Genomic DNA, 23,239 nt, shown 5'->3' with positions numbered 1-23,239 from the left:
CGAACAGCGCGACCGAGTGATCAGCGCGAACCGAGCGAACAGCGCGACCGAGTGATCAACGCGACCGAGTGATCAGCGCGAACCGAGCGAACAGCGCGACCGAGTGACCAGCGCGACCGAGTGACCAGCGCGAACCGAGCGAACTGCGCGGGCAGATCGAGCAGAGCGGACTGAGAGGCAGATCAGATCATGGCCAGGAGCAGCCGGGGCGCCGGCAAGAGCCTCGTGCGGGCCACCCTCGCGATACATGAGCCGCCCGTGGGCACCAGCACCAGCCCGGGCGGCATCATCAAGACGTTCGGCTTCGAGTTCAACCCGGCGGAGCTGTCGATCGCCCGCCGGGCGGACTGGAAGTCGTCGGCTGCGCCGATCGAACGGGACGGCGCGCTGCCGGAGTTCCTCGGCACCCACCCGCGCGAGATGAGCGTGGAGATCTTCCTGGACCGGTCCGACGATCCGGACAGCAACGACGTGATGAAGAAGGTGGAGTCGTTGCTGGCCTGCTGCGAGGTCACCAGCAAGAGCATCGCGGCCAAGCAGCCGTCGCCGCCCTGGGTGGTGTTCCAGTGGGGCTCGTTCTCGACCGCCCACTTCACGGCGTACGTCGCCTCCGTCGACGTCTCCTACTCCCTGTTCGGGACCAGCGGGATGCCGATCCGGGCCAGCTGCCGGCTTCAGCTGAACGAGATCCCGAGCAAGACCGCGGGACAGAACCCGACGTCCGGCGCGCTCACCGCGCAGCGCGTGCACCGGGTCGTGGCCGGGGACTCGCTGCAGTCGCTGGCCTGGCGGGAGTACGGCAACGCGGCCGCCTGGCGGGCGATCGCGGACGCCAACGGGATCGACGACCCGGGGTGGCTGCCCACGGGGACGGAACTGGTGTTGCCGGCCGCCGAGGAGGTGCGGTCCTGATGGTGAAGCACGCTTTCTCGAACGTCGTCAAGGTCGTCATCGGCGGCAAGGAGCTGACCGCCACCTCGGAGTACGGGCGGTATCTCGTCGACGCCCACGTCGACCAGGGCGTCGGGGTGCCGGCCGCCTTCCAGCTGACCTTCCGCGACCCGTCCCGCAAGCTGCTGGGCAAGCTGGACGTCCAGTTCGGCACCCCGGTGGTGATCACACCGGTCTCCGACGGGCAGGGCACCGGCGACCCGCTGCTCACCGGTGAGGTCACGGGGCTGGAGGCCGAGTACGACGGCACCGGCAGCTACGCGGTGGTCCGCGGCTACGACTACGGGTTCCGGCTGATGCGGCAGCGCCGCGTCGTCGCCTACCGCAACCAGACCGCCTCCGACATCGCCCGCAAGCTGGCCGCGCAGGACGGCGTGCCGGTCGGGCGGATCCAGGCCACCAAGACCGTCTACGAGTTCATCTCCCAGTCGAACGTCACCGACTGGGACTTCCTGGCCCGGCTCGCCGACGAGAACGAGATGGTCATGTCGGTGGACGCGGACGGCAAGTTCCAGTTCGTGAAGCAGAAGAGCGCCTCGGGGGCGCCGTCGCCGCAGACCGACGGCGACAAGAGCCCGTTCGTGCTGGAGGCCGGGCACGACATCCTGCGGCTGCGCACCGCGGTCACGGCCTCCGACCAGGTGAACAAGGTCGAGTCACGCGGCTGGGACGTGCGCACGAAGAAGACGCTCACGGCGACCGTGACCCCCGCCTCGAACACCGGCTACAGCATCGGCACCACCCCGGGCGCGGCGGCCGGCGAGTTCAAGACGTCGAAGCTGGTCGAGACGCGGACGCCGTACGACAAGCAGTCCGAGGTGAAGTTCGCGGCCGACGCCCTCTCCGACGACGTCACCTCGACGTTCGCCGAGGTCGAGGTGGTCGTGCGGGGCAACCCGAAGCTGCGGCCGGGGGTTCCGGTGGCGCTCGCGGACGTCGGGGACCCCTTCGAGGGGAAGTACACGGTCACCTCGGTACGGCACGTCTTCGGCGACGCCAAGCACTACGAGACCTGGGTGACGGTCAGCGGCCGCCAGTGGCGGTCCCTGTACGGCGTGGCCTCCGGCGGCGCCTCGGACGCCGGCGCCGACCGGCAGCTCAGCGTGGCGCAGGCCCTGGTCACCGACGTACAGGATCCGCTGCAGCAGGGGCGGGTGAAGCTCAAGTTCCCGTGGCTGGACGACACCTACGTCAGCGACTGGACCCGGACCGTGCAGTGGGGCGGGGTGCGTGGCGGCGGGGTCTTCCCGATGGACGTCGGTGACGAGGTGCTCGTCGCCTTCGACCGGGGCGCCCTCGACCACGCGTACGTCGTCGGCGGCCTCTACAACGGCAAGGACAAGCCGACCAGGGTCAAGGACGTGCCGCTGCACGACGGCATGCGCGGCCGGGCCACCCGGCACACCGTCTCCGACCGGGTCGGCAACCGCATGGACCTGCTCGACCAGCGGGGCCGCAAACAGGGCGTCCGGCTGGCCAGCGGCGACGACAAACTCACCGTCTTCCTGGACCGGCAGCAGACCGAGATCACCGTGGACAGCAAGGGCAGCGTCTCCATCAAGGGCAGCAGGTCGGTGTCGGTCGAGGCCGGCGCCAACCTGTCCTTGAAGGCGGGCGGCGCGCTCAGCATCAGGAGCGGGGGACCGCTGTCCCTGCAGAGCGCGGAACTCGTCGACATCAAGGCGCCCGCGGGCGCGGTCTCCGTGAACGCCTCCGCCGTGAGCCTGATGGCGAACGCCGCGCTGTCGCTGCGCGGCAACGCCGCCGTCGCGCTCACCTCCCTCGCCACCGTGGCGATCCAGGCCCCGGAGGTGCCGGTCCTGGGCAACCTGATGATGGGCGGCCTGACGGTGATGGTGATTCCGGCATGAGCGCGCGCGAGGTCTTCCCGGAGGGGCGGGTGCGGGGCTGATGGCAGAGCAGTTCGTCGGCTCCGGCTGGTCGTTCCCGTTGCGGATCGGACCCACCGGCGGCATCGCCCTGGTCAGCGGCGAGAAGGAGGTGGAGGAGGCCATCCGGCTCATCCTCTCCACCGCCCCCGGGGAGCGCCCGATGCGGCCGGAGTTCGGCTGCGCCATCCACGACCTCGTCTTCGCCCCCGTCAACGAGCAGACCGCCGGCCGTATCCAGCACGAGGTGCACGCCAGCCTCGACCGTTGGGAGCCCCGGATCGAGGTCGAGGACGTCGAGGTGACCACCGGGGCCGACCCGAGCGTGCTGATGATCGACGTCCGTTACTCGATCCGCGGCACCAACAACCCGCGCAGCCTGGTGTTCCCCTTCTACGTCATCCCCTCCCACGACGAGCCGGACCTGCCTCCCGCCTCCTCGGACTCCTCCGAAAGCGACCGCTGATCCCGATGGCCCTGCCCTCCCCGAACCTCGACGACCGCCGCTTCCAGCAGTTCGTCGACGACGCCAAGCGTTACATCCAGCAGCGCGCCCCGGAGTGGACCGACCACAACGTCTCCGACCCCGGCATCACGCTGGTGGAGACGGTCGCGCACATGGCCGACCAGATCGTGTACCGCCTCAACCGGGTCCCGGAGAAGAACCATCTCGCCTTCCTGGACCTGGTCGGCATCACACTGTTCCCGCCGTCCGCCGCCCGTACCGACGTGACGTTCTGGCTGTCGGCGGCCCAGGAGGAACCGGTTCCGGTGCCGGTCGGCACGGAGGTGGCGACCCGCCGTACCGAGACGCAGGAGGCGGTGGTCTTCGCGACCGAGCGCGAACTGACCATCGTGCCCAGCGAGTTGCGACACCTGCTGCGGCAGCAGCAGGGTTCGGCCGTCGTCGACCTCACCCACGAACTCGCCGAGGGCAAGGACCTGTTGTGCTTCACGGAGTCCCCGAACCCCGGTGACTGCATGCTGCTCGGCCTGTCCGCCGCCGTCCCGCACTGCGCGGTCGCCCTCGACCTGGACAGCCGGGTCGACGGTGTCGGCGTGGACCCGCGCCAGCCCCCGCTGGTGTGGGAGGCGTGGACGGAGGACGGCTGGCGGGAGTGCGAGGTCGACCGGGACGGCACGGGTGGCCTCAACCGTCCGGGCGAGGTCGTGCTGCACGTCCCCGGCGGTCACGTCCTGTCCCGCAACGGCGGCCTGGAGGCGAGCTGGCTGCGCTGCCGGGTCACCGAGCCGCGTGCCGACCAGCCCTTCTACACCACCTCCCCGACGGTCCGGTTCGTCGAGGCCTGCACGGTGGGCGGCACGACCGGCGCCGTGCACGCGGAGACCGTGGAGGACGAGGCGCTCGGCGAGTCGACGGGACTGCCCGGCCAGCGCCTGCGGCTCGCCCACGCCCCCGTCGTCGGGGACACCCCGCCGCTGCTCCTTCAGACCGCCGAGCACGACGGTGAGGGCGGCTGGGTGGACTGGCAGGTCGTCCCGCACTTCGCGGCCTCGGGACCGTACGACCGGCACCTCACCCTCGACGCGACGACCGGCGAGATCGCCTTCGGCCCCGCGGTCCGCGAACCGGACGGCTCGCTGCGCCAGTACGGCACGGTGGCGGCGAAGGGTGCGGTCATCCGGGCCCGCCGCTACCGCACGGGCGGCGGCCGGGACGGCAACGTGGCCCGGGGGGCCGTGCAGATCCTGCGCTCCTCCATCCCGTACGTCGCGGAGGTCGTCAACCGGGAGGCCGCGCGCGGCGGAGTGGACGGTGAGACGGTCGCCGAGGCGAAGGTCCGCGCGCCGATCACGCTCCGCGCCCAGGAGCGGGCGGTGACCCTGCGCGACTACGAGGAGCTGGCCCGCCGCGCCGCTCCGGAGACGGCCCGGATCACCTGCCTGGAGGGCGAGGAGGGCGAGCACGGGTCGTACGCGGTACGGGTGCTGGTGGTGCCGCAGGCCGTTCCGGACCCCGGCGGCCGCCTGCGCTTCGAGCAACTCGTCCCCGGCGACGCCCTGCTGGACCGCATCACCCGCTACCTGGACGAACGCCGGCTGATCGGCACCCGGCTGGCGGTCGGGCCGCCCTTCTACCAGGGCGTCACGGTCGTCGCCACGGTCCACGCCTTCCGTGGCGTGGACGTCGACCGGGTCCGCCGCCAGGCCCACGACGCCCTCTACCGGCACCTGGACCCGCTGACCGGCGGCGCGGACGGCAAGGGCTGGCCGTTCGGGCGCCCGGTGCAGTCGGGCGAGGTCTTCGCAGTGCTGCAGCGGGTCCCCGGCGTCGAGCTCGTCGACGAGGTCGTGCTGCACCCCGCCGACCCGCTCACCGGAAAGCGCGGCGACCCGACGGACCGCATCGACCTGGACGCCCCGTCCCTGGTCTTCTCCTACGACCACCGGGTCCGGGTGATCGGCGAATGACCGTCAACGACTCGACAGGGGGCGTCCGTTGAGAGGGTCCATCGACGGCCTCGGCTCCTCCGTGCCCATCGGCGCGATGCTCCCGGCGGTCTTCGCCGACGACGACCTGGCGCTGCGCTTCGTCGCCGGCCTGGACGACATGATCGCCCCGATCCCGAACGTCCTCGACTGCCTGCCCAGTTACTTCGACCCGGCCCTGGCTCCACTGGACTTCGCGGAATGGCTCGGCACCTGGGTCGGCGCGGAGACCGACGGCACGGAAGCGGAACCCCTGCTCCGTGCGGCCGTGGCGGCGGCCGCCTACCTGCACCGCATCCGGGGCACCCGTCTCGGCCTGTCCGAGGCGGTCCGGCTGGCCTTCGGCGTGACACCGGAGATCACGGAGAGCGGCGGCGCCGACTGGAACGCCCGCCCGCTGGGCCCCTTCCCCGGCGAAGCCCGCCCCCGCCTGCACGTCCACCTCGTGCTGCCCTCCCCCACCCCGGCCGACGAGGTCCGCCTGGAACACCTCGTGGCGGCCGCCCGCCCCGCTCACATGCCCTACACGGTCCAGGTGACCGCTTCTTCTTCGTCCGCCGAAAGGACCCCGCAGCGATGACGACCAACCGGAACTGCACGGAGTGCGGCACGGTCGCCGAACCGGGCCAGTCCTTCTGCGACGCCTGCGGCTCGGTACTGAGCTGGGCGGCCAACGGCGCCGAGCCCCGACAACAGCAGACGCCCGCCCCCGACCCGACACCGGCTCCGGCCGCCCCCGAGCCGACACCGGCCGCCGCGTCGAACTCCGGCGCAGCCGCTCCCGGCTGGGACGCCTTCACCCGCGGAGACGGCGGCGCGGGCTTGGCCTCCCCCCAGTGGGACTCACGGGTAACGGCCACGACAGCGCCCCTTCAGGGGCGCGGGGCCGAATCGGATGTGCGGCTACCGCCGCGTGAGCGCGACCAGCCCCCACCGCCGGCCACCACACCCACGGCCGAAACCACCCCCCTTCCTGCCCCCACCCCCGCTCCACAAGCTGCTGCCGCCGCCGACACCCCCGCCCCGCCCCCGCAGGGACCCGCCGAAGGCGACCACGACCGAGCCCGGCGTCTGCTCATCCCCGTGACGGACCCCAACCCCCCCGCCCCGGCCCCCGCTTCCGTCACGCCCGTCCTCCCCGGCCGCCCCACCCCCCAGCGCCCCCAGTCCGTCCGCGCCCCCGGCGAGGACCTCGGCGCCCACGGCGGCACCCCCTGCCCCTGGTGCGCCACCCCCAACCGTCCCGACCGCCACTTCTGCACCCGCTGCGCCATGCCCATGGCCGGCCACGGCCACGCCGCGCCCTCGGCCCCCCGCCCCTGGTGGCGCCGTATCTTCGACTTCCGCAACCGGGAGACCCCGTGGGCCGGCGACCGGCCCCGCCTGCGCCGTACCTTCGACCGCGTGCTGACCTGGATCGGCGCGGCCGTCGTCATCGCGCTCGTCACGGTCCTGGCGTTCAACATCCCGAACGCGGTGAGCGCCACCCGCGACCACTTCGCCAAGCGCGCCCAGGTCTCCCCGGACCGGGTCAGCGCGTCCCGCTCGTACGCCGGTCACAAGCCGGACCTCGTCTTCGACAAGCTGAACAACACCTGGTGGGGCCCCGGCGTGGTCCAGGGCGGCGTGGGCGAGTGGATCGAGGCGCGCTTCGACGAACCGACGCGACTGCTGAACGTCGTCATCTCCTCCGGCGAGTCGAAACGCTTCGACCAGCTGAAGAAGTCGGCCCTGCCGCACCGGATGAAGGCGACCATCAAGACGTCGGACGGCAGGACGGAGACCCGGGAGATCACCCTCGACCAGACGGCCGGCGGTCAGACCCGGGACTTCCGCGCGAAGAACGTCATCTCGGTCCGCTTCACGATCGAGTCGTCGTACCAGGCCTCGGGGTCCACCCAGGTGGCCATCGCCGAAATAGAGTTCTTCGGCCCGTCGAGCGCGAACTCCTCCTGACAAAATGGTGATGTCATAATCCGGCCATGGCCGAAAAGGACGCAGGGGAGCGGCGCGGCGCGCGCAGGAGCCGGCGGGATGTCTCGCTGAGTCACATGGCGTGCACGCTCCTGGGCAGCGCGCTGTCCAAGTTCCTCTTTGCCCTGCTCGGCCTGGCCTTCGCTCTCGTCACCGGTTCCGGGTTCTCCGCCGGGAAGCTGCTGGACGCCGTGCTCGACCTGGCCTGGGGCCTGGTCTTCGCCTGCCTGTTCCTCTGGCTCTTCGCCCGCCTCCGGTCGTGGTGGGGCCGGCCGAGCCCGGAGAGCTGAGCACCCCTACTTCCGCATCAGGGACCGGTAGACCGCCGTGGACCTGGGGTTGCCCCGGCACCTCCACACCCCGTGCGGGCAGTAGTCCGTGATGGTCTGGTACAGCGGGCGGTTGTCCGCGAACCACCGCACCATGCCCCTCATGTACGCCGGGTCGTCGCCGTTCTCGTACAGCCCCCACTCGGGATACGAGACCGGCTTGCCGTGGGCGCGGGCGAAGGCGACCTGCGCCCGCAGCCCGTACGGCTCGGTGACCTGTTCCGCGAAGGACATCCCGCGTGGGGAGTCGTAGGCGTCCATGCCGACGACGTCCACGAACCGGTCCCCCGGATAGCACCGGGTCCAGGGGACCGCGTCCCGACCCCGGTTGGGCGTGAAGTCGAACCGGAAGCGCTGGCCGGGCACCGACCGCATCGCCGTGACGATCCGCACCCAGTACGCCTTCCAGGCGCCCGGGTCCGGTCCGCAGCGGTGGGTGTACGTCACCCCGTTCATCTCCCAGCCGAGCACCACGACGGTGTCCGGCGCACCGACCGACACCAGTCGCCGGGCCAGTGTCCGGAAGTGTCCGTCGTACCGCCCCTGCGCCCCGAACCGGAGCTGCCGGCGCACCTCGGCGTCCGGCAGATGGGCCTCCGTCCCCTCCAGCATCGGCACGTTGAGCACGAGGAGCCGGTCCGGCCCGGCCCGTCGCCAGTTCGCCCACAGCCGTACGAAGTCGGGGGCGCCCTCGATGTTCCGCCACACGTCACCGGGGAGGTAGGTGTGCCCGACCCGGGGTTCCTCGTGCCCCAGCCAGCTGCCGAGCGCGCTCACCCGGCGCACGCCGTCGGCGCCGTAGCCGACGTACGCCCCGAAGGGGCCGGGGGCGGCGGGCCGTGCGGTCTCCGGGCGGGAGACGGGGAGGAGGAACAGGGCGACCATGGTGGCGACCAGGAGGAACCTCAGACGTGCCATGGGGTGAGTCTGGCCGCTCCGGAAGGGCGAGTTGCCCGTTGTGGGCATCTTGGACTGCTGTGCGAGGCCCCCGGCCGTCGGCGCCCCGGCGCGGTTACGGCGGTACGGGCACCCCGTGCTGCCGCAGCCACGGCAGCGGTGCCACGGTGGAGCCCATGGCGGGGCCGGTGCGGACCTCGAAGTGCAGGTGGGGGCCGTCCGCGTTGCCGGTCGAGCCTGCGGAGCCGATGCGCTGGCCGGCCGAGACGGGCTGTCCGGGGCGGACGTTGACGACGGACAGGTGGGCGTACTGGGTGTAGTAGCCGTCCGGGTGGCGTAAGACGACCTGGTTGCCGTAGCCGTCGCCGCAGGACACGGTCACGACCCGGCCCGGGCCGACGGCGTACACGGGGGTGCCGGCCTCGACCGCGAAGTCCTGCCCGGTGTGCCGGTGTCTCCAGTGGTGGCCCTCGGCGGAGTAGCCGGCGGAGAGCCGGTAGCGGACCGTCGGGGCGCTCCAGTGGTCGGTGGGGCCCTCGGGCGGCGGGGTGCTGGGCGTGCCGAAGGCGCAGTGCCCGGTGCGGGGGTCGGCCTTGGCGGGCGGGATGAGGAACGCGCCCGTCAGCAGGAGGACCATCGCGGCCGTCACGAGTCGTAGATCATCCGTTCGCATTGTCGGATCCTCGGACGGCCGGCCCGGCCCGGGGCGGCCTCACACGCCGGGTGCCGTGACTTTCGCCCGTTCGGATCCCGCGGTCGGATGGGGGCGCGGGGCCGGCCGGGGCGCTCGCGAGCAGGGCGAGCCGGCCGCGCCGGGCGCCGGTGAGGTGCGCGATGAGGTCCCGGATCCCGCTCGGCCTCGGGCGCACGGCGCCGGACCAGGTTCTGCCGGCGGATCGTCTTCACCATGGCCGCGGACTGAACACCCGGCCCTCGGCCGCCCGTACTTGCGGGGACAGCGTTCGTCCGCAGATCGGAGTCCCCCGTGCACGCATCCGCAGCCATCGGCGTGACCGGCCTCGGAGTGATGGGCCGCAACCTGGCCCGGAACTTCGCCCGGCACGGCTACCCGGTCGCCGTCCACAACCGCACCCCCGCCCGCACCCGCGCCCTGGTCGAGGAGTACGGCCACGAGGGCACGTTCGTCGGCGCCGAGACCGCCGCGGACTTCGTCGCCGCCCTCGAACGGCCCCGGCGGCTCATGATCATGGTGCAGGCCGGTGCCGCCACCGACGCCGTCATCGACGAGTTCGTACCGCTCCTCGAACCCGGTGACATCGTCATCGACGGCGGCAACGCCCACTTCGCCGACACCCGCCGCCGTGAGGCCGCCCTGCGGCAGAAGGGCCTGCACTTCGTCGGCGTCGGGGTCTCCGGCGGGGAGGAGGGCGCGCTCAACGGGCCGTCGATCATGCCGGGCGGTTCCGCGGAGTCGTACGCCGTCCTCGGCCCGATGTTCGAGGACATCAGCGCGAAGGTCGGCGGTGAGCCGTGCGCCACCCACGTCGGCGCGGACGGCGCCGGCCACTTCGTGAAGATGGTCCACAACGGCATCGAGTACGCCGACATGCAGCTCATCGCCGAGGCGTACGACCTGCTCCGCCAGGTCGGCGGGTACCCGCCGGCCGAGATCGCTGACATCTTCCGCCAGTGGAACGGCGGCCGGCTCGGCTCCTACCTCGTCGAGATCACCGCGGAGGTGCTCGCGCACGTCGACGCCGCCACCGGTGCGCCGTTCGTCGACATCGTCGCCGACGCGGCCGGGCAGAAGGGCACCGGGCGCTGGACCGTCCAGACCGCGCTGGACCTCGCCTCACCGGTCACCGCGATCGCCCAGGCGACCTTCGCCCGTGCCGCGTCCGGCCGCGGCGAACTGCGGTCCGCGTACGCCGGATCGCCCGGCGGTACGACGCCCCCGCTCAGCGCCACCGAGGCCGACCGTTTCGCCTCCCGCGTCGAACACGCCCTGTACGCCTCGAAGATCATCGCCTACGACCAGGGCTGGACGATGATCCAGGACGCGGCCGCCGAGTACGGCTGGAAGATCGACCTCGGCGCGGTGGCCCGGATCTGGCGGGGCGGCTGCATCATCCGCGCGTCCTTCCTGGACCGGATCCGCGCGGCGTACCGGGCCGACCCGGACCTCGTCAGCCTGCTGGCCGAGCGGGAGTTCGCGAAGGAGATCGCCGACGCGCAGGTGCCGTGGCGGGAGACGGTGGCCTCGGCGGCCCGCCGGGGCATCCCCGTCCCGGCGTTCTCGGCGGCCCTGTCCCACTACGACACGCTGCGGTCCCCGCGTCTTCCGGCGGCACTTCTGCAGGGGCAGCGGGACTACTTCGGCGCGCACACGTACGGCAGGGTCGACCGCGAGGGGGCGTTCCACACCCACTGGGCAACGGAGGGCCGCCCCGAAACGCAGGGCTGAGCGGCGCCCCGTCTTTCAGGGGCGCGGGGCTGTATTCGATCTGCGGCTGCCGCCGCGCGGGAGCGACCAGCCACGACGGACCGGCAGACGACAACGTGCGGCGTCGTCGTGGCCGAGCGCGCAGTTCCCCGCGCCCCTCACGGGGCTCGGACAGCCTCCGCCGGCGGCACCCGCAGGGCGCGTCGCGTCGGCAGTTCGATCGTGACGTACGACGTGAGGATCACCGTCACCGCCGCCGCCGGGAGCAGCCACACCGGGCCCGCCGGCCACGGGCGGTGCAGGAAGCCCTGGCCCAGCAGCGCCAGCGGCACCGCGGACAGGGCGAGGCCGGCCGCCAGCGCCGCCACCGCGATCACGCCGGCCTCCCTGCGCATCATCGCCAGGATCTGCCTCGGCGTCGTACCGGCCAGCCGCAGCGCGGCGATCTCCGTGCGGCGCTGGGCGGTCGCCGCGACCAGCCGGTTGGCGATGCTGAGCAACAGATAGCCGAGCAGGACGACGACGACCGCCAGGTTCACCCATACCTCGGGCGGGGTGTCCGCACCCGCCCGCGGGTCGGTGTCCGACACGGTCAGGCCGGGGGTCGCGGCGGCCAGGGCGGTCAGCGCACGGTAGGCCCCGGCGGAGCCGTCCGTGCGGACCAGCGCGCTCTGGTCGAGGCCGGACGTGGTGTGCCCGGCGGCCAGGTCGTGGGAGAGGACGATCGGGCCGAAGCCGAGTCCGCGGTCGTAGACGGCCACGACCTTCGCCTCGACGGGCGCGCCGTCGCCGAGGAACAGCTTGATACGGGCGCCGGGTTGGGCGTCGCGCGGGCCCGCCACCTCGCTGCTGACGGCCACCGTCGCACCGGTCAGACCGGACAGGCCGCCCCGCGTCACCCCCAGGTCGAGGACGTCCTTCGCGGCCGGCGTGAGGATCAGCGCGGAGGCGGACTCGGTCTGGGGGTCGCCGAACTGACGGTACGGCCAGACCACGGTGGTCGTGCCGACGGGCGCCACTGCCTCGACACCCGGCAGCCGTCGTACCGCGGGCAGCGTGTCGGCCGGCAGCCCGCCCAGGGCCGGTGCGCCGACACGGTACTGGCCCAGCGTCCCGGCGCGGGTGTCGTCCTTGGTCGCGGCCAGCACCGTGGTCTGCGCGAGCGTGTAGGTCAGCACGAACACCACCGCCATCGCGAGCGGACTGATCACCCCGGTGACCCGCTGCGCGTACGCCCGTACGTTGGACAGGGCCAGCCAGGTCGGCGCGGACACCCCCGGCCGCAGCCGTCGTACGACCGCCTCGCCCGCGGTCCGGACCAGCGCGGGGCCGGCCAGTGCCAGGCCGATCGCGGCGACGATGCCCGCGATGGAGGTGGCGGAGGCACCGATCAGGGTGCGTTGCAGCAGCGGGGTGACGGACAGGGCGCAGGACGCGGCCATCAGCGACAGGCCGATGAACGTGCGGGACCTGGACGGGGTGCGGGGTTCGCTGCGGGACTCGGCGACCGCCTCGGTGGCCGGCATCTTCGAGGTGCGCCAGGCCGCGCAGCGGGCCGCGACGCGGACGACCGCGACCAGCAGGACGACCGTGGCCAGCGCCGGGAACGGACTGAAGGTGAGAGGGAGTTCGGGCGGGAGCACCGCACGGTGGACCAGCAGGGTGCGGAACCGGGCGGCCAGCAGATGGCCGAGGGCGATGCCGGGGACCAGGGCCACGGCCGTCACCGTCGTCGACTGGGCGGCGGCCAGCCGGCGGATCTGCCGCGGCGTCGCCCCGACGGCCCGCATCAGCGCCAGGTCCCGCCGCTGGCCGGCGATCGCCACGCCCAGCGCGCCCGCGGTGACGAACCCGGTGATCAGCAGGACGATCCCGCCGAGGGACCCGGAGAGCAGGATCAGGAGGGAGCGCGCGGAGCCGATGCCCGGGGCCGCGGCCGTCCCGCGGTCGGCTCCGGTGAGGACCTTCAGCCCGGTGCCGGCGACCGCCTCGCGCGCCTCGGACGCGACCTGCCGCTCGGCGCCGGGGACGGTGCGCAGGCCCACGAGGTCTACGGTGCCTTCGCTGGTGCTGGTGCTGTAGGTGGTGCTGTGGGTGGTGCTGTTGGTGGTGCTGGCGGTGGCGGCGGCGATGTGGGAGCCGGCGGTGATGTCGGCGCCGGCGGAAGCGTGGGCGCGGGCGCTGAGCCGGGCGGCCGTCCGGTCCGTGAAGTAGATCCCCGCATCGGGGGCGTGGACCAGCGCCGTCACGCGGTAGGACTCGGCCGTGCGGCCGTTCGCGGTGACGCGGACCCGGTCGCCGACCGCGAGGCCGGTCGTCGCGTCCACCGCCACCTCCGCCGGGGCGGCCGGGGCGCGGCCCTCGATGCGAGGGGCGGCGAGCAGCTTCGTCGAGGACCAGCCGTGGCCCGCCGTCGCCGGGTCCGCGCCGCCGACCGGGACGAGGTGTCCGCCCGGGTCCGTCACCGCGGCCGGGAAGCCGAGGTCGCCGACCGCGGCCGTGACGCCGGGCAGCTTCGCCAGGCGGTCGGTGAGGGCGGCCGGGACGGTGGCACGCTCGGGCAGGGCGATCGGCAGGTCGCCGGGGACGTGGAACTCCTGGTCGGCGGCGACCAGGACAGCCGCGCCGCCGAGCCGGCCGGGCGGCAGCTGGGAGCGCAGGCCGGACTCCGCCAGCACCCCCGTGGCGGTGATCAGGGCCGCGCCGCCCAGGACCGCGCAGGCCACGGCGAGCAGCGAGGCGATCCGGTGGGCGGCCATCCGCAGGGCGAAGTGCAGCACGGCGCTCACCTCTCGCCCAACGCGGCGAGCCTGGCGGCCAGTCGGGAGGCGGTCGGGCGATCCAGCTCCTCGACCACCCGGCCGTCGGCCATCACCAGCGCCGTGTGCGCGCGGGCCGCGGCGGCGGGGTCGTGGGTGACCATGACGACGGTCTGGCCGAGGTCGTCGACGAGCGTCCGGAGCAGGCCGAGCACCTGGTGGGCGCTGCGCAGATCGAGCGCGCCGGTCGGCTCGTCGGCGAACACCACCGCCGGACGGGCTGCCAACGCCCTTACCAGCGCGGCCCGTTGCTGCTGACCGCCGGAGAGCTCGGCGGGGCGGTGGTGGAGCCGGTCGGCGAGCCCGACCCGCTCGGTCAGGGTGCGGATCCAGTCCCGGTCGGGACGGCGGCCGGCCAGCCGCAGCGGCAGCGTGATGTTGTCCTCGACGGAGAGCGAGGGGATCAGGTTGTAGGCCTGGAAGACGAATCCGACGCGCTCTCTGCGCAGTTCGGTGCGCTTGGTCTCGTTCAGCCCGGCGATCTCCCGGCCGTCGATGCGGACGCTGCCCGAGGTCGGCGAGTCCAGCCCGGCCGCGCAGTGCATCAGCGTGCTCTTGCCGGAGCCGGAGGGGCCCATCACGGCCAGGAAGGTGCCGGGTTCCACGGTGAGCGACACGTCGTCCAGGGCCCGTATCCCGCCCGGGTACGTCTTGCCGACGCCCGTCAGCGCGATGGCCGGAGCCCGCCGGGCGGTCTCCACGGCGGCCGTCGTGTTCACCGACGCCCCCGCAGCCACCGCGCCACCAGGGTGCCCGCGCTGAACAGGGTCACCCCGCCGCAGGCCGCGTTCGTCCAGGCGGGCACCCCGCCGTACGAGGTGGCCAGGTTGGCGCCCGCGCTGAGGACCAGCAGGGACCACAGCAGGACGCGGACGAGGTCCACGCCGCCGCCCGGCTCCTCCGCGGCGGGTGGGCTGGACAGACCATAGGGATCTGTACTGGTCACGGGTACCTCCGGCTGGGCAGCTGACGTCCTGGGTCACGGGCACCGACGCTACGGACCGTGTCCCCCCTCGGCCGATCCCGTGGGCCGCCGGGTTCGAGGTAGCGCAGGCTGTACTTTCCCGGCCCGACGGGCGCGCCGAACTGCCGTACGCCCTAGGGTCGTCGGCGGGTCATCGGCGACGAGGGAAAGTCGTCGGCGACGACGGAAAGGAGGGCGCATGGCCGCCACCGGTGTGCGGGACGAGCGCGTCCGGGTCCTCGTCGCACGGATCCTGCGGACCGCGGGCCGCGCGCTCGGCGAACTCGTCGGCGGTCTCGGTACGGCCGCCCCGGCGCTCGCCCTGCTGCTCCTGCTCGCGGTGACGGCGGTGACCGCACCGCTCGGCGTGGGCCTGCTCCTCGCCCCGCTCACCCTGCGTGGCCTGCACGTCCTGGCCGGACGCGAGCGCCACCGGCTGGGCCGGCACGGGCCCGAGGTCGTGGCCCCGGAGCCGCCGCCCACCCGGCTGCGGCTCGCCCTGACCGACCCCACCACCCGGCGCGAGGCGCGCTGGCTGCTGCGGCACGGCACGCTCGGCCTGCTCCTGGGCCTGGTCGGGCTCTTCCTGCCGATGTCCGCCCTACGGGACACGCTGTTCCCGCTGTACTGGCGGTTCTCGCCCACCGACACGACCGCGACCTCCTTCGGCTACGGCGTGGCGCACTCCTGGGCGGACGCCTTCGCTGTCTGCGCGTTCGGCGTCGGGTCGATCGCCGTCATCCTGGGCCTGACCCCCGGCACGGCCCGGCTCCAGGCGGACCCCGGACGGCGCCTGCTGGCCGCCGGACCCGACCAGGACCTCTCCCTGCGGGTCGCCGAACTCACCGCCACCCGTGCCGCCGCCCTCGACGCCCACGCCACCGAACTGCGCCGGATAGAGCGGGCGTTGCACGACGGCACCCAGAACCGGCTGGTCTCGGTCACCGTGCTGCTCGGCGCCGCGCGCCGCCAGGTCGCCCGCGATCCGTCCCGCGCCGACGAGATCCTGGAGCGCGCCCAGTCCGCCGCCGAACAGGCGCTGGCCGAGCTGCGTACCGTCTCGCGCAGCATCCTGCCGCCGGTCCTGGACGACCGCGGCCTGGCGGGCGCCCTGTCCGGCTTGGCCGCCGAGTCGCCGGTGCCGTGCCGGCTCGACGTGGACGCGCCCGAGCGCTGTGCCGCCTCCGTGGAGGCGACCGCCTACTTCGTCGCCGCCGAAGCCCTCACCAACGTCGCCAAGCACAGCGGCGCCGACCGGGTCGTGGTCACCGTCCGGGCCCGCGGCGGCCGGCTCGCTCTGACCGTCACCGACGACGGCCGGGGCGGCGCCGACTCCGCCGGCGGCTCCGGACTGACCGGCATCCGCCGCCGGGTCGCGGCGCACGACGGCACCCTCCGCCTGACCAGCCCGGCAGGCGGCCCGACCACCCTGGAAGTGGAACTGCCCTGTGGAACATGAGCCGTCGTTGCGGATCGTGATGGCCGAGGACGACCCGCTGCTCCGTGAGGGCCTCGCCCTGCTGCTGCGCGCCGAGGGCCTGGACGTGGCGGCCACCGCCACCACCGCCGACGACGCCCTGGCCGCCATCGACACGCACCGTCCGGACGTCGCCATCCTGGACGTCCGGATGCCGCCCACCCACACCGACGAGGGGATCCGTGCGGCCGTCGAGGCCCGGCGCCGGCACCCCGGGCTCGCCGTGCTGGTGCTGTCGGCGTACGTCGAGCAGAGCTTCGCCACCCAGCTGCTGACCGGCGGGGTCGGCGGCCTCGGCTATCTGCTCAAGGAACGGGTGGGCCGGGTCGAGGAGTTCCTGGACGCCCTGCACCGGGTGGCGGGCGGCGGCACCGCGATCGACCCCGAGGTCGTCGCCCAGCTGTTCACCCGCTCCCGGCAGGACACCCGCCTGGAGCGGCTGAGCCCACGCGAACGCGATGTCCTCGCCCTGATGGCGGAGGGCCTCGGCAACTCCGCGATCGCCGAACGCCTGGTCGTCACCGACGGTGCCGTGCACAAGCACATCCGGTCCATCTTCGCCAAGCTCGACCTGTCACCGGCCGACCGGGTGGACCGCCGGGTCGCGGCGGTCCTGCACTACCTGGAGGGCGCGCGGGCGCGTACCCGCTGACCCGGGTTCAGACGCGGACGCCGAACATGAACGGCCCGCCGATGGTGCTCATCGACTCGTAGCGGACCACCGTGCCGGTGCGCGGGGCGTGCAGGATCTGCCCGTTGCCCGCGTACAGACCCACGTGGTGCAGGTCGTTGAAGAAGAAGACCAGGTCGCCGACCTGGAGGTCGGACGTCGAGTAGATCCTGGTGCCGATCCCCGTCTGGGACTCGGAGGTGCGCGGGATGGAGACCCCGGCCTGCGCGTACGCCCAGGAGGTCAGGCCCGAGCAGTCGAAGGAGGACGGGCCGGTGGCGCCGTAGACGTACGGCGTGCCGAGCTTGGTCTTGGCGGCGGCGAAGGCGGCCGCGGCCCGGCCGGTGGCGGAGGTGTCGTTGCCGAGGTCCACCCGCTCGCTGGCGGAGCGGCTGGCGCGGTCCTGTTCGGCGGCGAGCGCGGCCTTCTCGGCGGCGCTGAGGCTGTTGAGCAGCTTCTGCGCCTCGGCCAGCTTGGCCTGGACCTCCTTCTTCTTCGTGCCGAGTTCGGTGCGGGTGGCGGCCAGGTCCTTGAGCTTGCCGGTGGCCTCCGCCCGCTCCTGGGCCAGTTCGCGCTGCTTGGCCTGGATCTTCTTCAGCGTCTCGACCTGCTGGCCGCTCAGCTGGTCAAGGGTGGAGGCCTTGTCCAGGTAGTCGTCCGGGTCGGCGGAGAGGAACAGCTGGAGGGACGGGTCGAGGCCGCCGCTGCGGTACTGGGCGGTGGCCATGGAGCCGATGCCGTCCCGCAGTTCGTTCAGCTCGTCCTGGCCGCGCGCGACCGAGTCCTGCAGCGCGGAGATCTGCTTCTGGAGCTTCTCCTGCTTCTCCTTGGCCCCGTTGAACTTCTCGGTGGCCTGCTCGGCCTCCTCGTACAGCTTGTCGACCCGGGACCTGACCTCGTCCTTGCTGGGCTTCTCGCTGGGCGCGGCGTTCGCGGCCTGCGAGGAGAGGACCACGGCGGCAGCGGCGGCGGTGGTGAGCACGGTGACCCGAGCACGGCTCGGCTGCTTGGGACGACGGTGGAACGCCACGGAGGCGATCTCCTTCCGAGCGAAGAGTCGAGCGGTGGATCAGGCGACGGATCAAGCGGTGGATCGTTCAACTGGTAGTACGAGTCCCAGACATTAATGACTCTCTTATGTTCAGTTCAAATCTCCGCATGGAAGAAATCCGGCCACCTGTCGCCAACTGGCCTTCTCCGCCGGTCGGTCGCGGGGTGCCGGGCGCCGACTGTAAGGAACCTTGACAGTCAATTGGTCTAAACCAAATATGGGCGTCCATGAGACGCACTCGTGCCCTGCAGGCCGCCCTGACCGCAACCGCCCTGTCCACCGCGCTCGTTGCCGTCGGATCAGGCGCCGCGCACGCCTCCCCGCAGCACGCCGCGAAGCCGATGCCCGCACGGGTCGCGGCACCCTACTTCGAGGCCTGGACCGGTCAGAGCCCCGCCGCGCTCGCCGCAGAGTCCGGCAACAAGTACCTCACCCTGGCCTTCCTCCAGACGCCCGCCGCCGGCTCCTGCACCGCCGACTGGAACGGTGACGCCACCCAGCCGGTCTCCCGGTCGACCTTCGGCGCCGACATCGCCACCCTCCAGGCCCGCGGCGGCAACGCCATCCCCTCCTTCGGCGGCTACGGCGCCGACACCACCGGCACCGAACTCGCCGACAGCTGCACCGACGTGGACGCCATCGCCGGGGTGTACGAGAAGCTCGTCACGACGTACGGCATCTCCCGCATCGACCTCGACATCGAGGCCGACTCCCTCGCCGACACCGCGGGGGTCGACCGCCGTAACCAGGCGATCGCCAAGGCGGAGCGCTGGGCCGACCGCACGGGCCACCCGCTCCAGTTCTCCTACACCCTGCCGACCACCACCAAGGGCCTGGCGGCCAACGGCCTGGCCGTCCTGCAGAACGCCGTCGCCCACCACGCGCGCGTGGACGTCGTCAACATCATGACCTTCGACTACTACGACGGCGCCACTCACGACATGGCGACCGACACCCGGACCGCGGCCGACGGCCTGCACGCCCAACTCGCCGCCCTCTACCCGCACAAGAGCTCCAAGGAGCTGTGGGGCATGGTCGGGGTCACCGAGATGCCCGGCATCGACGACTACGGCCCGGAGGAGACCTTCACCACCCAGAACGCCGTGGAGGTCGAGCACTGGGCCGCCGCCCGGGGCATCGACACCCTCTCCTTCTGGGCGCTCCAGCGCGACAACGGCGGCTGCGTCGGCACCGGCGGCTCCAACTCCTGCTCCGGAACGGCCCAGGACACGTGGCAGTTCAGTCACACCTTCAGCCGCTTCGCCGGCCACCGGCGGTAGGAGCCGCCTCCGCGCGGCCGGGGTTCGGCCCGGGCGTCCACAGCCTGTGGACGCCCGGGCGGCGACCGCTCTCAGGGTGATACGACCTTCCCGCCGAAGGTGACGTTCAGCTTGCCGTTCGACGCGAAGGACCAGCCGAGGGCGCCCGAGTAGGAGGAGCACCGGGAGCCGTTGGTGCCCGTCCAGAACTGGTTGGAGCTGTCGGCGTCGCCGACGGTCTTGTCGTTGGAGCCGTCGACCGCGAACCGGCACGAGGTGTCGGTCCGGAACACCGAAGTGCCCTTGTCGAAGGAGAAGTTGCGCTCGGCGTTGTCGATGCCGACGTTGTTCGAGACGGTCATGGTGCCGGGGTTGCTGTTGTAGGTGAACCCGTGGTGCCCGTTGCCGTAGGCGATGTCGTGCTGGACCACGTGGTTGACGGCGATGTCGTCGCCGCCGAGCTTGTAGCCGTTGCGGTCGCCGTCCCCGCTCTGGCTGCCGTCGCTGAGCGTGCCGTTGCCGTAGGAGAGCGAGTACTCGATGGTGACCGGCCCGATCGCCCCGGTGTCGGTCTTGGTGTAGAGGTCCCAGCCATCGTCGATGTTGTGGTGCGAGACGTCGTACCGGAAGACGTTCCCGGTCCCGGTGGTGAGCTTGCTGGCGAACCCGTCCGCGTCCTCCCCGTCGCTGTCGGCGTTGTCGTGCGACTCGGAGCTGACGACGAGGTTGCCGACGGGCCACTGGCTGCTGGGCGTGCTGGAGGAGATCCGCCCGAGCTGCAGCCCGGTGTCGCGGTTGTAAGCGGTCACGGCACGCTGGATGACGTTGTGGCTGCCGCCGACGTAGATGCCGTTGTCACCGGCGTGCTGGACGGTGAGCCCGTACAGGTGCCAGTAGTCGGCGTACAGCTGGATGCCCCGGTTGGAGGAACTCTCGCTCTGCGAGGAGAAGTTGAGCACCGGCGTCTCGCCCGGGTAGGCGGAGAGGGTGGTGAGGGCGCCGGAACTGCCGTTGGAACCGGCCGGGATGGTCACGGTGGAGGCGTAGTTGTACGTCCCGCCGCGCAGGTAGATCGTGCCGCCGGAGGCGATACGGCCGATCGCCGAGGTGAGCGTGGTCGGCGCCGACTGGGTGCCGGCCGCGCTGTCGGTGCCGGTCGGCGATACGTACAGGACGGTGGACGCGGCCTGCGCGGAGGGGCCGGACAGTGCGACGAGAGCGCCGGCGAGCAGGCCGACGGACGCGATGACTGGTCTCACATGCATCGTTCGTCTCCGTTCGGGTTCGGAGGTGTGACCGGACGTGCGGGACGGATGGCGACGGAAAGCGCTTTCTCCGTGAAGTTAGGGAGGGTGTCACGGCCGCGTCAATAGTCATGTATGTAAAGAGAGTTCAGGTGTGTGATCACTGAGGGTGGGTGACCGTTATTTCGATGGCAATCGGAATAGCTGTCGTCGGACCCCGGTTGTGCCGCACATGGATGAGACCGTGGATGAGACCGTGGATGAGACGGACAAGATCGACCTGGGCGCCGTCGGCGCATGGCGCCACGCGGACACCGAGCCGGAGCTCGCCGTCGAACTGGAACGCCTGGGCTACGGCACGCTGTGGCTCGGGAACGTGACCGACCCCGACCTGACCGTGGTCGAGCGGCTGCTGGACGCCACCGAGACGCTGGTCGTCGCCACCGGCATCGTGAACATCTGGTCCAACCCGGCCGACCGGGTGGCCCGTTCGTACCGCCGGATCGCCGAGCGCCACGCGGACCGCTTCCTGCTGGGCGTCGGCGCGGGCCACCCGGAGGCGACCAAGGAGTTCGTACGGCCGTACCAAGCCCTGAACGACTACCTGGACGTCCTCGACGAGGGCGGTGTCCCGGTGGCGCGCCGCGCCCTGGCGGCCCTCGGTCCCCGGGTACTGCGCCTGGCCGGCGACCGTACGGCGGCGGCACACCCGTACCTCGTCACCCCGGACCACACCCGTCAGGCACGCGAGATCCTCGGCGCCGGACCGATCCTGGCCCCCGAGCAGAAGGTGGTCCTGGAGACGGACCCCGCCCGGGCCCGCGTCATCGGCGACGCCACCCTGGGCGTCTACCTGCACCTGACCAACTACCTCGGCAGCCTCCGCCGACTCGGCTTCGACGACACCGACTTCGCGGACGGCGGCAGCGACCGCCTCTTCGACGCGCTGATCCTGCACGGCGAGGCGGCCCGGGTGGCGGAGGGTGTCCGCGCCCACCAGAAGGCGGGCGCCGACCATGTGGCGCTCCAGCTGCTGCACCCCGCGGACACCGATCCGCTGCCGGGATACCGGGCACTGGCGGCAGCGCTGGGGCTGGGCGGGGCGGGTGAGGGCTTCAGCTCCTGACGGCGAGAACTCTCGGCTGGCCAGAGACCGTAGACGGCCGGAACTCCTCTCCGGCAGGAGCTCCTGGGTGAACGGCGAACCAAAGCTCCTGGACGACTAGACGACGCAGAACTCGTTGCCCTCCGGATCCTGCAGCACGACGGCGTAGTGCCCGTTGTCGGGCTCGTCCGTGGTCCGGAGGACGCGGGCGCCGGCTTCGACCAGCCGTTCCACGGTGGCGGCGACCCGCCGTGTGCGGACGGCCAAGGGGACCCCGCGGCCGCCGCCGACCTTCAGGTCGAGGTGTATCCGGTTCTTGGTGACCTTGGGTTCGGGAACCTGCTGGAACCACACCCGTGGCCCCTGCCCGGCGGGATCGACGATCGACTCCGGGGTGTCGCCCGCACCTACGGGCAGCTCCTCCTCGGGCACCCCCATGGCCGCCCAGTACTCCCGCCACGTGGCATGGCCGCCCGGTGGCGGTTCGGGCACGTATCCCAGCGCCTCGCTCCAGAACGCCACCAGCCTCTGCGGGTCGGCGCAGTCGATCGTCAGTTGCAGCGTCGTCTCCATGACCGGAGCGTGGCAGACGGGTCTGACACTCACGCCGGACCAGCGCGCCGGCTGCCTGGGCGCACTTTCGCAACCGTCCTCAGGGGGTGCGCGCACCTCCGCCGGCAGACCGTCGGGCAGACCGTCGGGCAGGCCGTCAGGCAGGCCGTCGAGCAACGCGTCGAGCAGCCCGGCGAGCGGCGCGGGCACCCGGTCGGGCTCCAGAGCTTCGACGAGGACCCGGCCGTAATGGATCTTCCGCCCCTTCTTCGTGCCGAGGAAGCGGCGGAGTTGCTGCTGTGGGGTGCGGCCCTGCTGGGCGGGCTGGTTCAGGAAGGTGCGCAGGGCTCGCCCGTCACCCTCGGCCCGGACGAGCTCCGTGACCCGGGACGGACCGAGGGCGCGGATCAGTTCGTCCTCCAGGTCGGCGGCGCAGACGAAGAAGCCGTGCCGCGTGGCACCGGCCCGCTCCAGGCCACGGGCGTAGTAGGGCCACTCCCGCTCGTCGCACAGCCCGGTCAGCCGCAGCCCCAGGCCGGGTGGTCCGAGCAGGCGGGCGTAGCGCCCGACGTTCATCGCACCGCCCATCGACAGCACGCACGCTCCCTCGGCCGCCGGGTCCCGCCCGCGCCGGGCGGCCAGTGCGTCGACGGCGGCGACATCACTCGGCCCTTCGAGCAGCACGGCGACCCGCACCCCCAGCCGTTCGCCCAGCCGCCGGGCCGACTCCGGGACGCGGCCCCCGCCCGCACTCCCGGCCCAGTCGGCAACCGCGTCCCGGAACGCCCTCATGTCGGCCATGGCACGAGTCTCCGCCCGGGGCGGGCACCGATGCCAGGCAATATCCGCGGCCCGGACGGCATGGGCGGCGGGTGGAACGGACGCCCTGACCTGGGCCACGCCCACAGCTGGCGTCCGGCCGGTGACCTGGTCTACAGCCGGCGTCCGGACCGGTGACCCGGGTCCACACCGGCGCCCGGGTCGGCGACCTGGAGCCGCACCCGGCGCCTGGGTCGGTGACCCCCCGTTTCCACCCGGCGTCCGGACCGGTGACCGGGGTCCGCACCCGGCGTCCGGGACGGTGACCCCCCGTTCCCACCCGGCGCCCGGACCGGTGACCGGGGTCCGCACCCGGCGCCTGGGTCGGTGACCCCCCGTTCCACCCGGCGTCCGGACCGGTGACCGGGGTCCGCACCCGGCGCC

The 23,239-nt window shown here is 72.6% G+C and carries 20 protein-coding genes and 1 pseudogene; 12 read left to right on the top strand and 9 right to left on the bottom strand.

Annotation, left to right across the window (positions count from 1 at the left end; translation table 11 throughout):
- Positions 1-189 precede the first annotated feature (189 nt).
- From ACWDGI_RS18270 to ACWDGI_RS18240, 7 genes are read left to right on the top strand one after another with little or no spacing between them, the layout of a single operon-like run.
- Positions 190-912 (top strand): CIS tube protein, encoded by a 723-nt coding sequence (locus ACWDGI_RS18270; protein ID WP_450760168.1) that lies wholly within the window; start codon positions 190-192, stop codon positions 910-912.
- Positions 912-2,822 (top strand): VgrG-related protein, encoded by a 1,911-nt coding sequence (locus ACWDGI_RS18265; RefSeq protein ID WP_450760166.1) that lies wholly within the window; start codon positions 912-914, stop codon positions 2,820-2,822. Before ACWDGI_RS18270 ends, ACWDGI_RS18265 begins: the two co-directional genes overlap by 1 nt.
- Before the next feature lie 40 nt (positions 2,823-2,862).
- Positions 2,863-3,306 (top strand): GPW/gp25 family protein, encoded by a 444-nt coding sequence (locus ACWDGI_RS18260; RefSeq protein ID WP_360480399.1) that lies wholly within the window; start codon positions 2,863-2,865, stop codon positions 3,304-3,306.
- A 5-nt stretch (positions 3,307-3,311) separates the two neighbouring features.
- Positions 3,312-5,273, top strand: coding sequence for a putative baseplate assembly protein (locus tag ACWDGI_RS18255; protein WP_450760164.1), 1,962 nt, complete (start codon positions 3,312-3,314; stop codon positions 5,271-5,273).
- Positions 5,274-5,301: 28 nt separating this feature from the next.
- Positions 5,302-5,871, top strand: coding sequence for a phage tail protein (locus tag ACWDGI_RS18250; RefSeq protein ID WP_450760162.1), 570 nt, complete (start codon positions 5,302-5,304; stop codon positions 5,869-5,871).
- Positions 5,868-7,247 (top strand): zinc ribbon domain-containing protein, encoded by a 1,380-nt coding sequence (locus ACWDGI_RS18245; RefSeq protein WP_450760160.1) that lies wholly within the window; start codon positions 5,868-5,870, stop codon positions 7,245-7,247. The genes ACWDGI_RS18250 and ACWDGI_RS18245 overlap by 4 nt, the downstream gene beginning before the upstream one ends.
- 26 nt (positions 7,248-7,273) lie before the next feature.
- Complete coding sequence (locus ACWDGI_RS18240; protein WP_450760158.1) at positions 7,274-7,555, top strand: hypothetical protein; 282 nt, start codon at positions 7,274-7,276, stop codon at positions 7,553-7,555.
- A gap of 6 nt (positions 7,556-7,561) precedes the next feature.
- Here the strand turns inward: ACWDGI_RS18240 and ACWDGI_RS18235 are convergent, their stop codons facing one another.
- Both ACWDGI_RS18235 and ACWDGI_RS18230 read right to left on the bottom strand, forming a co-directional pair.
- Positions 7,562-8,512, bottom strand: a complete 951-nt coding sequence (locus tag ACWDGI_RS18235; protein ID WP_450760157.1) for a glycoside hydrolase family 26 protein — start codon at positions 8,510-8,512, stop codon at positions 7,562-7,564.
- 94 nt (positions 8,513-8,606) lie between these two features.
- Positions 8,607-9,164 (bottom strand): M23 family metallopeptidase, encoded by a 558-nt coding sequence (locus ACWDGI_RS18230; protein WP_450760156.1) that lies wholly within the window; start codon positions 9,162-9,164, stop codon positions 8,607-8,609.
- Between the two features lie 312 nt (positions 9,165-9,476).
- On the opposite strand from ACWDGI_RS18230, the gene gndA reads away from it, so the two are divergent.
- Positions 9,477-10,916 carry an NADP-dependent phosphogluconate dehydrogenase gene (gndA, locus tag ACWDGI_RS18225; RefSeq protein ID WP_450760154.1) on the top strand — a complete coding sequence of 480 codons (1,440 nt, stop codon included), beginning with the start codon at positions 9,477-9,479 and terminating at the stop codon, positions 10,914-10,916.
- A 137-nt stretch (positions 10,917-11,053) separates the two neighbouring features.
- Here the strand turns inward: gndA and ACWDGI_RS18220 are convergent, their stop codons facing one another.
- Genes ACWDGI_RS18220 through ACWDGI_RS18210 form a run of 3 tightly spaced genes read right to left on the bottom strand, consistent with a single transcriptional unit; the run spans position 11,054 to position 14,660 of the window.
- Positions 11,054-13,675: an FtsX-like permease family protein gene (locus tag ACWDGI_RS18220; protein WP_450760152.1), complete on the bottom strand. Its 2,622-nt coding sequence runs from the start codon at positions 13,673-13,675 to the stop codon at positions 11,054-11,056.
- 5 nt (positions 13,676-13,680) lie between these two features.
- On the bottom strand, positions 13,681-14,433 hold the full coding sequence (locus ACWDGI_RS18215; protein WP_450760150.1) for an ABC transporter ATP-binding protein: 753 nt from the start codon (positions 14,431-14,433) through the stop codon (positions 13,681-13,683).
- Positions 14,430-14,660, bottom strand: coding sequence for a hypothetical protein (locus ACWDGI_RS18210; protein ID WP_450760148.1), 231 nt, complete (start codon positions 14,658-14,660; stop codon positions 14,430-14,432). The genes ACWDGI_RS18215 and ACWDGI_RS18210 overlap by 4 nt, the downstream gene beginning before the upstream one ends.
- 217 nt (positions 14,661-14,877) lie before the next feature.
- Between ACWDGI_RS18210 and ACWDGI_RS18205 the strand changes: the two genes are divergently transcribed.
- On the top strand, positions 14,878-16,137 hold the full coding sequence (locus ACWDGI_RS18205; RefSeq protein ID WP_450760146.1) for a sensor histidine kinase: 1,260 nt from the start codon (positions 14,878-14,880) through the stop codon (positions 16,135-16,137).
- A 7-nt stretch (positions 16,138-16,144) separates the two neighbouring features.
- Positions 16,145-16,807, top strand: a complete 663-nt coding sequence (locus tag ACWDGI_RS18200; RefSeq protein ID WP_450760719.1) for a response regulator — start codon at positions 16,145-16,147, stop codon at positions 16,805-16,807.
- 7 nt (positions 16,808-16,814) lie between these two features.
- On the opposite strand, the gene ACWDGI_RS18195 is transcribed toward ACWDGI_RS18200, so the two are convergent.
- Positions 16,815-17,855: an NlpC/P60 family protein gene (locus tag ACWDGI_RS18195; RefSeq protein WP_450760144.1), complete on the bottom strand. Its 1,041-nt coding sequence runs from the start codon at positions 17,853-17,855 to the stop codon at positions 16,815-16,817.
- 248 nt (positions 17,856-18,103) lie between these two features.
- Between ACWDGI_RS18195 and ACWDGI_RS18190 the strand changes: the two genes are divergently transcribed.
- Positions 18,104-19,156, top strand: a complete 1,053-nt coding sequence (locus ACWDGI_RS18190; protein ID WP_450760142.1) for a chitinase — start codon at positions 18,104-18,106, stop codon at positions 19,154-19,156.
- A gap of 71 nt (positions 19,157-19,227) precedes the next feature.
- On the opposite strand, the gene ACWDGI_RS18185 is transcribed toward ACWDGI_RS18190, so the two are convergent.
- The gene (locus tag ACWDGI_RS18185) at positions 19,228-20,400 is read right to left on the bottom strand and encodes a right-handed parallel beta-helix repeat-containing protein (RefSeq protein WP_450760140.1); all 1,173 of its coding nucleotides are present in this window, start codon (positions 20,398-20,400) and stop codon (positions 19,228-19,230) included.
- Positions 20,401-20,623: 223 nt separating this feature from the next.
- Here ACWDGI_RS18185 and ACWDGI_RS18180 point away from each other — a divergent pair, with 223 nt between their 5' ends.
- Positions 20,624-21,505 carry an LLM class F420-dependent oxidoreductase gene (locus ACWDGI_RS18180; protein WP_450760139.1) on the top strand — a complete coding sequence of 294 codons (882 nt, stop codon included), beginning with the start codon at positions 20,624-20,626 and terminating at the stop codon, positions 21,503-21,505.
- Positions 21,506-21,601: 96 nt separating this feature from the next.
- Here the strand turns inward: ACWDGI_RS18180 and ACWDGI_RS18175 are convergent, their stop codons facing one another.
- A complete protein-coding gene (locus ACWDGI_RS18175) occupies positions 21,602-22,057 on the bottom strand; it encodes a VOC family protein (protein WP_450760717.1) in 456 nt (151 codons plus the stop codon).
- A gap of 153 nt (positions 22,058-22,210) precedes the next feature.
- Positions 22,211-22,837 (bottom strand): annotated as a pseudogene (locus ACWDGI_RS18170) (TOPRIM nucleotidyl transferase/hydrolase domain-containing protein); the annotation flags it as partial.
- Positions 22,838-23,239: the final 402 nt, after the last annotated feature.

The sequence above is a fragment of the Streptomyces sp. NPDC001220 genome, from assembly GCF_053597895.1.
The sequence above is the reverse complement of the archived record's forward strand: the minus strand, read 5'-3'. Positions and strand labels throughout refer to the sequence as shown.

Coding starts and splice junctions, on each gene's coding strand:
- ACWDGI_RS18175 (WP_450760717.1), bottom strand. CDS start 22,057: ATGGAGACGACGCTGCAACTGACGATCGACTGCGCCGACCCGCAGAGG.
- ACWDGI_RS18265 (WP_450760166.1), top strand. CDS start 912: ATGGTGAAGCACGCTTTCTCGAACGTCGTCAAGGTCGTCATCGGCGGC.
- ACWDGI_RS18185 (WP_450760140.1), bottom strand. CDS start 20,400: ATGCATGTGAGACCAGTCATCGCGTCCGTCGGCCTGCTCGCCGGCGCT.
- ACWDGI_RS18230 (WP_450760156.1), bottom strand. CDS start 9,164: ATGCGAACGGATGATCTACGACTCGTGACGGCCGCGATGGTCCTCCTG.
- ACWDGI_RS18270 (WP_450760168.1), top strand. CDS start 190: ATGGCCAGGAGCAGCCGGGGCGCCGGCAAGAGCCTCGTGCGGGCCACC.
- ACWDGI_RS18240 (WP_450760158.1), top strand. CDS start 7,274: ATGGCCGAAAAGGACGCAGGGGAGCGGCGCGGCGCGCGCAGGAGCCGG.
- ACWDGI_RS18255 (WP_450760164.1), top strand. CDS start 3,312: ATGGCCCTGCCCTCCCCGAACCTCGACGACCGCCGCTTCCAGCAGTTC.
- ACWDGI_RS18260 (WP_360480399.1), top strand. CDS start 2,863: ATGGCAGAGCAGTTCGTCGGCTCCGGCTGGTCGTTCCCGTTGCGGATC.
- ACWDGI_RS18235 (WP_450760157.1), bottom strand. CDS start 8,512: ATGGCACGTCTGAGGTTCCTCCTGGTCGCCACCATGGTCGCCCTGTTC.
- ACWDGI_RS18190 (WP_450760142.1), top strand. CDS start 18,104: ATGAGACGCACTCGTGCCCTGCAGGCCGCCCTGACCGCAACCGCCCTG.
- ACWDGI_RS18205 (WP_450760146.1), top strand. CDS start 14,878: ATGGCCGCCACCGGTGTGCGGGACGAGCGCGTCCGGGTCCTCGTCGCA.
- ACWDGI_RS18245 (WP_450760160.1), top strand. CDS start 5,868: ATGACGACCAACCGGAACTGCACGGAGTGCGGCACGGTCGCCGAACCG.